General features: G+C 68.9%; 6 protein-coding genes and 3 pseudogenes. 4 read left to right on the forward strand and 5 right to left on the reverse strand.

Annotated elements, in window-relative coordinates; translation table 11 throughout:
* Positions 1 to 10: 10 nt before the first annotated feature.
* The 3 genes from DPM13_RS17075 to DPM13_RS17085 are packed head-to-tail and all read right to left on the reverse strand — an operon-like array spanning position 11 to position 2608.
* Positions 11 to 799, reverse strand: coding sequence for an endonuclease/exonuclease/phosphatase family protein (locus DPM13_RS17075; RefSeq protein ID WP_112888473.1), 789 nt, complete (start codon positions 797 to 799; stop codon positions 11 to 13).
* Positions 800 to 805: 6 nt separating this feature from the next.
* Positions 806 to 2215 carry a protein adenylyltransferase SelO gene (locus tag DPM13_RS17080; RefSeq protein ID WP_112888474.1) on the reverse strand — a complete coding sequence of 470 codons (1410 nt, stop codon included), beginning with the start codon at positions 2213 to 2215 and terminating at the stop codon, positions 806 to 808.
* A gap of 54 nt (positions 2216 to 2269) precedes the next feature.
* Complete coding sequence (locus DPM13_RS17085) at positions 2270 to 2608, reverse strand: SMR family transporter (RefSeq protein WP_036763839.1); 339 nt, start codon at positions 2606 to 2608, stop codon at positions 2270 to 2272.
* A gap of 121 nt (positions 2609 to 2729) precedes the next feature.
* On the opposite strand from DPM13_RS17085, the gene obgE reads away from it, so the two are divergent.
* Both obgE and proB read left to right on the forward strand, forming a co-directional pair.
* Positions 2730 to 3761 carry a GTPase ObgE gene (obgE, locus tag DPM13_RS17090; RefSeq protein ID WP_112888807.1) on the forward strand — a complete coding sequence of 344 codons (1032 nt, stop codon included), beginning with the start codon at positions 2730 to 2732 and terminating at the stop codon, positions 3759 to 3761.
* Positions 3761 to 4858 (forward strand): annotated as a pseudogene (proB, locus tag DPM13_RS17095) (glutamate 5-kinase). Before obgE ends, proB begins: the two are co-directional and overlap by 1 nt.
* A gap of 131 nt (positions 4859 to 4989) precedes the next feature.
* Here the strand turns inward: proB and DPM13_RS17100 are convergent.
* Both DPM13_RS17100 and pepN read right to left on the reverse strand, forming a co-directional pair.
* Positions 4990 to 5877: a 1-acyl-sn-glycerol-3-phosphate acyltransferase gene (locus DPM13_RS17100; protein ID WP_397244962.1), complete on the reverse strand. Its 888-nt coding sequence runs from the start codon at positions 5875 to 5877 to the stop codon at positions 4990 to 4992.
* A 70-nt stretch (positions 5878 to 5947) separates the two neighbouring features.
* Positions 5948 to 8486, reverse strand: a pseudogene (pepN, locus tag DPM13_RS17105) (aminopeptidase N).
* Positions 8487 to 8658: 172 nt separating this feature from the next.
* Here pepN and DPM13_RS17110 point away from each other — a divergent pair.
* Positions 8659 to 9393: a hypothetical protein gene (locus DPM13_RS17110; protein WP_112888476.1), complete on the forward strand. Its 735-nt coding sequence runs from the start codon at positions 8659 to 8661 to the stop codon at positions 9391 to 9393.
* A 168-nt stretch (positions 9394 to 9561) separates the two neighbouring features.
* A pseudogene (locus DPM13_RS17115) lies at positions 9562 to 11699 on the forward strand (malate synthase G).
* Positions 11700 to 11741: the final 42 nt, after the last annotated feature.

Consider the following 11741-nt stretch of genomic DNA (forward strand, 5'->3'; position numbering starts at 1 on the left):
GGCCGGATGATCAGCGGCCATCCATGACAGCGTAGAACGTCGATTCGGCCGGGTTCTCGCCGACACGGCCGGAAATACCCGGCTCGGGGGCGGCGGACCAGGGCTCCAGGCGAAGGTCGGCCCAGATCGGCAGGTGGTCGCTGGCCTGGCGCGCGATGTCGCTGTCCCAGACGCCGCTGTCCAGGACCTCGATCCCGCGCGACACGGCGATGCGGTCATAGCGCAGGCGCGGAAAGGGCGCGGGCCAGCTGGGCCCGGGCGCCAGGACATGCATCGGCTCCAGCGCCTCGAGCCCCCGGTTGTCGTGCCATTCGTTGAAATCGCCCGTCAGGATCAGCCGGTCGTTGCCCAGGCGCCCGGCCTGGGCCACCAGCCGCGCCAGTTGCGCGCGCCGTGACGACCGGACCAGCCCAAGGTGCACGGCGATCACGGTCAGACCCGGAAGCCGCAAGGCCAATGCGCCGCGCGGCTCGATCCCCGGCAGGGGAAGGCGGCGGACCTGGGCCTTGTCCACAAGCGCGGGCCGCAGCAGGATGGTCTGGCCGTGCCAGCCCAGCGAATTGCTGCCGGTGCCGGAAAAGACGGCGGGGACCAGGCCCGTCATCTCCTCGATCCGGGCGCGGGGCAGGGCTTCGGGACGCGAGCCCAGGCGAAAGTCCACCTCTTGCAGGGCGATGACATCGGCGCCGATGTCCGAGATCACCTGGAGATTGCGTTCGGGGGCGTGGGGGCCGGTCATGCCCCGGCACTTGTGCAGGTTGTAGCTGGCCAGGCGCAGGCTGGGATTGCTGAGCGGCATGGGGCCTCAGGTGCCGCAGAAGGTGCGTTGAACGATTTCGTCGGCCGCTGGCGCAACGGCCAGGTCGTCCCAGTCCGGTCGGTCCTGAAAGGGCTGGCGCAGTGCCGCGTCGAGCCTGTGGAACAGGGTGAAATCCCCCTCGTCCCGCGCGGCCGCAATCGCCTGCTCGATCCGGTGGTTGCGGGGAATGCGGCGCGGATTGGCCCGGGCCATGACCTGCGCGGCCTGCCCGTCGCCGCCGATCCGGTCCTGCCAGTCGCGGGACCAGCGATCCCAGGCCTCGCGGTCGATGAATTCGTCCCGGGCCGTGCCGTCCGACAGGCCGGCGAAGACGCGGGTGAAATCGGCGCGCTCGGCGGCCATCAGGCTCAGCAGGCGCTCGATCAATTCGCGATCCTCGGGGCGGGGCTGGGCGATGCCCAGCTTTGCGCCAAAGACCCGCAGCCATTCGGCCGAAGAACGCAAAGGCATGGATGTGGCCGTCAACCCAGGCCTCGGCCACCGCCGCAGGGTAGGCCCGCACATAGCACGCATCGCTGTGCGGCAGGTCCAGCACGAAGAAGTGGGCCTTCTGCTCGACGCATACCGCCCGTGCGCGTCGATCGAGGAAAACACCTGGTCCGGCCTGTAGCCGTCCATGAAGGCGCAGGGGCCGTAATCGATCGTCTCGCCCGAGACGGACATGTTGTCGGTGTTCATCACCCCGTGGATGAAGCCCAGGCCCATCCAGCCCGCGATGGTCTTGGCCTGCGCCTCGACCACGCGCTGCAACAGGTCGGCGGCGCCCGATGCCTGCGGATAGTGCCGCGCGATGACGTGATCGGCCAGCAGCTGCAGCCGGTCACGGTCGCCCCGCGCGGCGTAGAACTCGAAGGTGCCGACGCGGATGTGGCTGGCGGCCACCCGCGCCAGCACGGCTCCGGGCAGGATGGTTTCGCGGATGACGGTTTCCCCGGTCGCGACGGCGGCCAGCGCCCGCGTGGTCGGGATGCCGAAGGCCGCCATGAACTCGCTGACCAGGTATTCGCGCAGGACCGGGCCCAGCCAGGCCCGCCCGTCGCCGCGCCGGGAAAAGGGCGTAGGGCCCGCGCCCTTCAGTTGCAGGTCGAAGCGCCGCCCGTCCGGCGCCAGGATTTCGCCCAGCAGGACCGCGCGCCCATCGCCCAACTGGGGCGAGAATCCGCCGAACTGATGGCCGGCATAGGCCTGGGCAATCGGCTCGGCCCCTTCGGGCAGGACGTTGCCGGCCAGCATCTGCACCCCCTCGGGTCCCGCCAGCCAGTCGGCATCCAGGCCCAGGGTTTCGGCCAGAGGCCGGTTCAGCGCAATCAGAGACGGGTCGCGCACCGGCGTGGGCGCGGTCCGGGTGAAGAAGCCCTGCGGCAGCCGGGCATAGCTGTTGTCGAAGTGGATCATCGCGGCCCCCTTTCGACATTATCTAGACCCGGTTGCGGAAAAGTTAAGGGCACCTCAATGCGTGACGCTGTTCGAGAACAGGTTCACCACCACAACGCCGGCAACGATCAGCCCCAGTCCGATGACCGCGGGCAGGTCCAGCTTCTGGCCGAAGACCACCAGCCCGATCAGCGAAACCAGCACGATTCCCAATGCGCTCCAGATCGCATAGGCGATGCCCAGGGGGATCGTCCTCAGCGTGAGGCTGAGGAAATAGAACGCCGCGCCATAGCAGATCGCGGTCATCAGCGTCGGGAACAACCGCGTGAACTGTTCGCTGCGTTGCAGGAAGGTCGTGCCCACCACTTCAAGCGCGATGGCGACGGTCAGCATCGTATAGGTCAGGACAGGCATGGCGGGCTCCGTTCGGCTTGGTCCGAGATCTAGCACCGCGCCGGGGCCAAAGTCACGCCGCCCTTGAACCGGAAACGCGATATGCGTATCCCACGGCTTTGCCAATGCAAGGATGCTGACCGTGAAATTCCTCGATCTTGCCAAGGTCTATGTCCGTTCGGGCGGAGGCGGCGCGGGCTGCGTGTCCTTTCGTCGCGAGAAGTTCATCGAATACGGCGGCCCCGATGGCGGCGACGGCGGGCGGGGCGGCGATGTCTGGGCCGAGGCGGTCGGCGGGCTGAACACGCTGATCGATTTCCGGTTCCAGCAGCATTTCTTCGCCAGGTCCGGCCAGCACGGCATGGGGGCCCAGCGCACCGGCGCCTCGGGCGAGGACGTGGTGCTGCGCGTGCCCGTCGGCACCGAGATCCTGGACGAGGATCAGGAAACCGTGATCGCCGACCTGACCGAACCGGGCCAGCGCGTGCTACTGGCCAAGGGCGGCAACGGCGGCTTTGGCAACCTGCACTTCAAAAGCTCGACCAACCGCGCGCCGCGCAACGCCAATCCCGGCCAGCCCGGCATCGAACGGACGCTGTGGCTGCGATTGAAGCTGATCGCGGATGCCGGCCTGCTGGGCCTGCCCAATGCCGGAAAGTCGACCTTCCTGTCGGCGGTGTCGAACGCCCGGCCCAAGATCGCCGACTATCCCTTCACCACGCTGCACCCGAACCTGGGCGTGGTGGGCATCGACCAGCACGAATTCGTCATGGCCGACATTCCCGGCCTGATCGAGGGCGCAAGCGAGGGCAGGGGGCTCGGCGACCAGTTCCTGGGCCATGTCGAACGCTCGCGCGTGCTTCTGCACCTGGTCGACGGTACGGCCGAGGACGTGGCGGGCGATGCGCGCACCATCCTGGCCGAGCTTGCCGCCTATTCGCCCGCGCTGGCCGAGAAGCCCCGGGTGACGGGCCTGAACAAGATCGACGCCATCGACCCCGAGGAGCGCGAGGAAAAGCGCGCCGCGCTGGAAGCCGAGATCGGCGGCCCGGTCCTGCTGATGTCGGGCGTGTCGCGCGAAGGGGTGGCCGAGGTGCTGCGCGCGCTCTGGGCGCAGATCGCACCGTCGCGCGGGGCCGTCGCGGAAAAGGACGACCAGCCGTGGCGACCCTGATCCCGGATCTGGCGCGGGCGCAGCGCCTGGTGGTCAAGATCGGCTCGGCCCTGCTGGTGGGGCCGGACGGGCTGCGCGCGGCCTGGCTGCGCGCGCTGTGCGACGACGTGGCGGCGGCGCGGGCGCGGGCGCGGATGTGGTGCTGGTGTCCTCGGGCGCCATCGCGCTGGGGCGGCAGGTGCTGGAACTGCCGCCGGGCCCGCTGCGGGTCGAGCAGTCCCAGGCGGCGGCGGCCGTGGGCCAGATCCGCCTGGCCCGCGCCTACGAGGAGGCGCTGGCCCCGCATGGCGTCAAGACCGCGCAGTTGCTGGTGACGCTGGACGACACGATGGACCGGCGCCGCTACCTCAACAGCCGGGCGACCATGCAGACGCTGCTGGGCCTGGGTACCGTGCCCATCGTGAACGAAAACGACACCGTGGCGACGGACGAGATCCGCTTTGGCGACAACGACCGGCTGGCGGCCCAGATCGCCGTGACCTGCGGTGCCGACCAGTTGCTGCTGTTGTCCGATGTGGACGGGCTGTACACCGCCAACCCCAAGACCGATCCCACGGCGCGCCACCTGCCGGTGGTTGAGCAGATCACCCCCGAGATCGAGGCCATGGGCGGCGATCCGATTTCTGGCGTCAGCAAGGGGGGCATGAAGACCAAGCTGATGGCCGCGCGCACCGCCGTGGCCGGCGGCTGCGCCATGGCGATCGCCGAGGGCTCGGTCCTGAACCCGCTTGCCGCCGTGGCAGAGGGCGCGCGGGTGACGTGGTTCCTGCCCGACACCGACCCCCATGCGGCACGCAAGCGCTGGATCGCGGCGATGAAGCCGAAGGGCGAGATCACCGTCGATGCCGGTGCGGCCGAGGCGCTGGGGCGCCGGAGGTGAAGCTCGGGCCGGCGGCCAACGCCATCTCGGGCGCTTCGGGCGGGGCGATCCGGTCGTGATCCAGGACGGTCAGGGCGCGCGGCTCGCCTCGGGGCTGGTGCGTTACTCCTCGACCGAGGCCCGCGCCATTGCCGGGCACCGCAGCGACGAGATCGGCGCCATTCTGGGCTATCCCGGCCGTGCCGCGCTGATCCATCGCGACGACATGGTGGTCTGACGCGCCGCAACGCCGTTCGGGTGGCGCCGCCGCATGGGCATTTCAGAAACGGTGAATGGCAGGCGCGGCGCTGCGCCATTCACCGTTGTTCAAATACCCAAGCGAACAGTGCCGTTCGAGGGACATCGGGATTACTCGATGGGCCGCGGGGTCACGACGGCATGGCGGCCCTGCGACAGCCGGCGGAGCTGCGATAGCTTGACCGCGCCTTCGCCCGGTGCGGGCAGGGCCAGGACCGTGTCGCGCAGCAGGGCGATCCCGTCCTCGCTGCGGGCGGGCAGGGCCGAGGGCGGGATGGGTGCGCCGATTGTCACCCGGAACGGCTGGCCGGTCTTGTTCAGGACCTCGTTGAACAGGGTCACGTCGCGCACGGTGGGATGGATCGCGTCGAGCAGATAGAACAGCACCGAATTGCGCGCCCGGATCCGCAGCGGGATCACCGGCACGTCGAACTTCTTGGCGATCATCGCGGCGCTCGCCATCCAGGGCCGTTCGTGCAGCGCCAGGCCGCGCCGCTTGGCCAGGCGTCCGGACGGGAAGATCAGCCCGATGCGGCCGCGGCCCAGCGCCTCGCGCGTGTAGTCCATCGTCGCGCGGGTCTTGGAGTGGCTGCGCTTTTCCACGCGCCACTCGACCGGTGCGATCAGGCTGGAAGACTGCGGCAGGATGCGCATGATGTCGTGGTTGGCGTAGATGAACAGGTCGTCCCGCACCGCCGACACCAGCGCGCTAAGCACGATGCCGTCCGCGATGCCGGTCGGATGGTTCGACACGATCAGCGCCGGCCCGGTCGCCGGGATATGTTCCAGCCCCTCGACGGTCAGGTCGCGCACGATCAGCTGGGCGACGCGGCGCATCACCTCGTCCATGGGCAGGTCGCGGTACTCTGCCCCAAGCTCGACGGTGCGCGGATAGCGCAGCAGCCACATCAGCGCCTGCCGCGCGAGCTCATGGTGCCAGCGGCCCGAAAAGAGCCAGGGCGCCCGCTCGTGTATCAGCGGATCAAGACGGTTCTTCATGTCCTCGCGGGCATCCATGAGTCCGTAATGCCGTGCCCGCAAGGCCGCCGCAAGGGCGGTTCTTGCGGCCCTAGCCGGCACCGGCAAGGATGCGCGTAACCATCTCGGATGTGTTGCGCGAAAGCCCCGGCAGGGCAGCCAGCCGTTCCAGCGCGGCGCGCGCCCGGGCGCGGCGGTCCGCGTCATAGCGCGAGATCGTCTCGAAGGCCGAACACATCCGGGCCGCGGTCTGCGGGTTGACCGGGTCGAGGCGCATCAGCCACTCGGCCACGAAGTCGTAGCCCGAGCCGTCGGCCGCGTGAAAGCCCGCATGGTTCGCGGTCAGCCCGCCGATCAGGGCGCGGAACCGGTTGGGGTTCTTCCAGTCGAAATCGGGGCGGGCCGCCAGGGCGTGGGCGCGGGCCGCCGCCTGACGGGGCGGGCTGCGCAGCGGCTGGACCATGAACCACTTGTCCATGACCAGCCGGTTGTCCGAGAAGTCGCGGGCGAAATCGGCCAGCGCCTCGGCGTCGCGGCCCAGCGTCACCAACTGTTCCAGCGCCCCCTGGCGTTCGGTCATGTTGGTGGCATCGGCAAACAGCGCCTTGGCCCGGGCGCCCCCATCCAGCCGCGACAGCGGCCCCAGGCAGGCCAGCCGCAGGCTGCGCCGGCCCGCGCCCTCGGCATCGGGGCGATAGGGGCCAAAGGATGCCATGGCATCGTAAAGCCGGGCCAGGGCGCGCTGATGCGCCTGGGCAAGCGCCGCCGCCAAGGCTTCGCGCGCGGCGTGGATCGCGTCGGGGTCGGGGGTCGCACCGCGCGCGGCCAGTGTTGTCGCGACCTCCTCCTCGCCGGGCAGGGACAGGCACAGCGCGGCGAAGGCGGGATCGGCCTGGGCCTGGTCCAGAACGCCGCCGAGCGCCTGGATGAACTCGGCCCCGCCTGCGGTCCCGGTGGTTCCGGCCAGCAGCGGTCCAGCGCCAGATTGTGGCCGCCTGTCAGCGCGCAAGGTGTTGGAGCACGCGCAAGCAGCAGCGTCGATGCCTGCGGGGTTGTGTTGCGTAAATCGTCACCGGCGCGGAACATCCTCGCAGCAGCGACACGACCGGGCGCGCGCCCAGGCCCTCGAAGGCAAAGCTCTGCTGCGCCTGGGTCATTTCCAGCACCGTGGTCGGCAGCACCTCGTCTCCGTTCGGGCCGATCAGACCCAGGGCGATGGGGATGACGCGCGGCGGCTTTTCCGCCTGACCGGGCGTCGGGGCGGTTTCCTGGCGGAAGTGCAGGGTCAGCGTGCCCGCGTCCCATTCCTCGACCAGGGACAGGCGCGGGGTGCCGGCGTCCGTATACCAGCGCTTGAACTGCGTCAGGTCGCGGCCTGTGGCGTCCTGGAACACGGCGATCCAGTCCTCGATGGTGCAGGCTTGGCCGTCGTGGCGCTTGAAATAGAGGTCCAACGCCGAGGCATAACCCTCGTCTCCCACCAGCCGCTTGAGCATGCCGATGACCTCGGCGCCCTTTTCGTAGACGGTGGCGGTGTAGAAGTTGTTGATTTCCTGATAGTGATCGGGGCGCGGCGGATGCGCCAGCGGCCCGGCATCCTCGCGGAACTGACGGGCGCGCAGGGTCTGGACGTCATGGATGCGCTTGACCGCGGGGCTGCGCATGTCGGCGGTGAACTGCTGGTCGCGGAACACCGTCAGTCCCTCTTTCAGGCACAGTTGGAACCAGTCGCGGCAGGTGATGCGGTTGCCGGTCCAGTTGTGGAAGTACTCGTGCGCGATCACGCCCTCGATGCGCTCGTAATCGCCATCGGTCGCGGTGTCCGCCGTCGCCAGCACCAGCTTGGAGTTGAAGATGTTCAGCCCCTTGTTCTCCATCGCGCCCATGTTGAAATCGTCGACGGCGACGATGTTGAACACGTCCAGGTCGTATTCGCGGCCATAGACCTGTTCGTCCCAGCGCATCGAGCGGATCAGGCTTTCCAGCGCATAGCCGGCGCGCCCCTCGTCCCCGGGACGGACCCAGACGTTCAGCGCGACATCGCGACCCGAAGCGGTCGTGAAGCGGTCGGACACCGCGCGCAGATCGCCCGCCACCAGCGCGAACAGATAGGCCGGTTTGGGCCAGGGATCGTGCCAGACGGCGCGGCCGGGGGCGCTTTCCCCGGGGTTGCCGTTCGACAAGAGCACCGGCTGATCGGAATTGATCGTGACGTGAAAGGATGCCATCACGTCGGGCCGGTCGGGATACCAGGTGATGTGGCGGAACCCCTCGGCCTCGCACTGGGTGCAGAACATGCCGCCGGACAGATACAGCCCCTCCAGCGCGGTGTTGGTCTCGGGGTCGATCTCGACCTCGGCCTGAAAGGTGAAGGCGTCGGGCAGGTCGGGCACGACCAGCCGTTCGTTCGCCGCGTCGATCAGCGCGGGATCAAGCGGTTTGCCATCCACCGACAGCGCCAGCGTGCGCAGCCCGGCGCCGTCCAGCACCAGGTCGCCCGGGCCCTGGCGGCGAAACGCGATGCGCGAGCGCACCCGCGTGCCGCGTGGCGCCAGGTCGAACTCCAGCCGGGTTTCGGTGATCTGGAACGGATAGGGACGCCAGTCGGCGAGGGATCGGGTGGCGGTCATGGGGCACCTCGGCCTGCGGGAATAAAAACGACAACGCACGGAACTTGTGCGGAAACTCAACAGTTAGACGCCAGATAGCCGGGTCGCAAGCCGGGTGGATCGCCGCGGCGGGATGCGGCCGCCCGCTTCGCCTTACCGCCCAGGATCCGGGGGACATACAGAGGAGAGCGAGATGTCAAATATCGACCCGAACGATCCCAACCGCGTGGATCCGGTGGACCCCGCCCGCCCGGGGCAGGTCAACCAGACCTATGTCGCGCCCGTCGAAAAGCGCGCGTCGCCCTTGCCGCTGATCATCGGTATTCTGCTTGCGCTGGCGATTGCCTATTTCGTTCTGCAATACTTCATGAACCGCAACGAGGTGACGACTGGCGACGAACCCGCCGCGACCACCACCACTGCGCCCGCCACGGACACGACGGCGGCGCCTGCGGGCACCACGACCGCGCCTGCCGCGGACGCCGCCGCCGATGCGGCCAATGATGCGGCCGAATCCGCCGACGCCGCCGCGAATGACGCGGCCAGCGCCGCCAGCAACGCGGCCGACGCCGCAAGCAGCGCGGCCAGCAGCGCCGGCACTGCCGCGAGCAACGCCGCCGAGGATGCCAACGCCGCTGCCGGAAATGCCGCCGATGCGGCCCGCGATGCCGCCGAGGACGCGGCGACTGCCACCGGCAACGCTGTCGATGCGGCGGGGACCGCCGCCGGCAATGCCGCGAACAACGCGGCCGAGGCGGCCAGCGACGCGGCCAGTCAGGCACGCGATGCCGCGACCGACGCCGCCAATGCGGCAGGCGAAGCCGCGCGCGACGCGGGCGATGCCGTGGGCGATGCGATCAGCGTCGAACCCGCAACGCCGGCGACGCCGGCCCCCGGCACGACCACCACGCCCCCTGCCAGCAACTGACGGCGCGGGACATGCATCGGCCGCCGCCCATCCCGGGCGGCGGTTCTTTTATTTTTCGAAAAATCAGATTATACGCCCGGTATAAAGTGGCCGGAGTTGTCAATCACCAGGGTTTGGCATACCACCGTGCACCGAACTGCCGACAGAGAACTAAGGAAGGGGATCGCGATGGGTCGCGTGGAAAAGGCCGGATTGCGGGTCGATGAAGTGCTTGCGGATTTCATCAATCAAAGGGCGCTTCCCGCCAGCGGGGTCGAGCCCCGGCGCTTCTGGGAGGGTCTCTCGACGCTGATCCACGACTTCGGCCCCCGCAACCGCGCGCTGCTGGAAAAGCGCGACGCGCTGCAGGCCGCGATCGACGGCTGGCACATCACCCGCCGCGGCGAGCCGGCGGATGCGGGCGCCTATCGCGATTTCCTGACCGAGATCGGCTATCTGGTGCCCGAGGGCGAGGACTTCACCGTCGAGACGCCCGAAACCGATCCCGAATTCGCCAGCATCGCGGGGCCGCAGCTGGTCGTGCCGATCACCAATGCCCGCTACGCGATCAATGCGGCGAACGCCCGCTGGGGCAGCCTTTACGACGCGCTTTACGGCACCGACGCCATGGGCGACCTGCCGCAGGCCAAGGGCTATGACCCTGAACGCGGTGCGCGCGTCATCGCCTGGGCGCGCGACTTCCTGGACGGGGCCGTGCCGCTGGCCGAAGGGTCCTGGGCCGCAATCGACGGGCTTTCGGTTGCGGACGGCGCGCTGATCCCGGCGCTGCGCGATCCGGCGAAATTCGTCGGTCACATCGGGGAGGCCGGCAAGCCCAGCGACATCTTCCTGCGCAACAACGGGCTGCTGATCCGCGTGGTCATCGACCCCTCGAAACCCGTCGCCCAGCAGGACAAGGCCGGGATCGCCGACCTGGTGATCGAATCCGCCCTGTCCGCGATCATGGATTGCGAGGATTCCGTCGCCTGCGTCGATGGCGCCGACAAGACGCTCGCCTATGGCAACTGGCTGGGCCTGATGGACGGCACCTTGGCCGAAGAGGTCGAGAAGAACGGCAAGACCTTCACCCGCCGCCTGAACCCGGACGTGACCTTCACCGCGCCCGATGGCGCCACGGCGACGGCCAAGGGACGGGCCCTGATGCTGGTGCGCAACGTGGGCCATCTGATGACCACGCCCGCCGTCCTGGACCGCGAGGGCAACGAGGCGTTCGAAGGGCTTCTGGACGCCATGGTCACGACACTCTGCGCCATGCCCGACCTGAAGAAGGACGGGCCGCGCAATTCGGTCACCGGCTCGATCTATGTGGTCAAGCCCAAGATGCACGGTCCCGAGGAAGTGGCCTTCGCCGTCGAGATCTTCGATTTTGTCGAGGATGTGCTGGGCCTGCCCCGCAACACGTCAAGCTGGGCATCATGGACGAGGAGCGCCGCACCAGCGCCAACCTCAAGGAATGCATCCGCGCCGCGAAACACCGCGTGGCCTTCATCAACACGGGCTTCCTGGACCGCACCGGCGACGAATACCACACCTCGATGGAGGCGGGCGCGATGCTTGCCAAGGGCGAGATGCGGGGCCAGCCCTGGATTTCCGCCTATGAGGACCGCAACGTCGACATCGGCCTGCGCTGCGGCCTGGCCGGCAAGGCCCAGATCGGCAAGGGCATGTGGGCGATTCCCGACAAGATGGCCGACATGCTGGCGCAAAAGATCGCCCATCCGATGGCCGGCGCGAACACCGCCTGGGTGCCCAGCCCCACGGCAGCCACGCTGCACGCCACGCATTACCACAAGGTCGACGTTCACGCCCGCCAGGCCGAGATCGAGGCGCTGAAGCGTCCGGCGCGACTGGAGGACCTGCTGACCATCCCGCTGGCTCAGGGCCGCAACTACAGCGACGAGGAAATCGCCCGCGAACTGGAAAACAACTGCCAGGGCATCCTGGGCTATGTCGTGCGCTGGGTGGACCAGGGGGTCGGCTGCTCGAAGGTGCCGGACATCCACGATGTGGGCCTGATGGAGGACCGTGCGACGCTGCGCATCTCGGCGCAGTCGCTGGCGAACTGGCTGCACCACGGCGTGGTGACGCAAAGCCAGGTCATGGACGCCATGCGCAAGATGGCCGAGGTCGTCGACCGCCAGAACGCCGGCGATCCCGCCTATCGCCCGATGGCGCCCGGCTATGACGGGGTTGCGTTCCAGGCCGCCTGCGACCTGGTGTTCCTGGGCCGGATGCAGCCCTCGGGCTATACCGAACCCGTTCTGCACGCCCGCCGCCTGCAGGCCAAGGCCGAGGCGCGGGGCTGAACCCGGCGCGCCCCGCCCGCGCCATGCCGCGGGGCGCGATGC

It is taken from the genome of Paracoccus mutanolyticus (assembly GCF_003285265.1).
Taxonomy (GTDB): domain Bacteria; phylum Pseudomonadota; class Alphaproteobacteria; order Rhodobacterales; family Rhodobacteraceae; genus Paracoccus; species Paracoccus yeei.

Coding starts and splice junctions, on each gene's coding strand:
- DPM13_RS17075 (WP_112888473.1), bottom strand. CDS start 799: ATGCCGCTCAGCAATCCCAGCCTGCGCCTGGCCAGCTACAACCTGCAC.
- DPM13_RS17100 (WP_397244962.1), bottom strand. CDS start 5,877: ATGAAGAACCGTCTTGATCCGCTGATACACGAGCGGGCGCCCTGGCTC.
- DPM13_RS17085 (WP_036763839.1), bottom strand. CDS start 2,608: ATGCCTGTCCTGACCTATACGATGCTGACCGTCGCCATCGCGCTTGAA.
- DPM13_RS17080 (WP_112888474.1), bottom strand. CDS start 2,215: ATGATCCACTTCGACAACAGCTATGCCCGGCTGCCGCAGGGCTTCTTC.
- DPM13_RS17110 (WP_112888476.1), top strand. CDS start 8,659: ATGTCAAATATCGACCCGAACGATCCCAACCGCGTGGATCCGGTGGAC.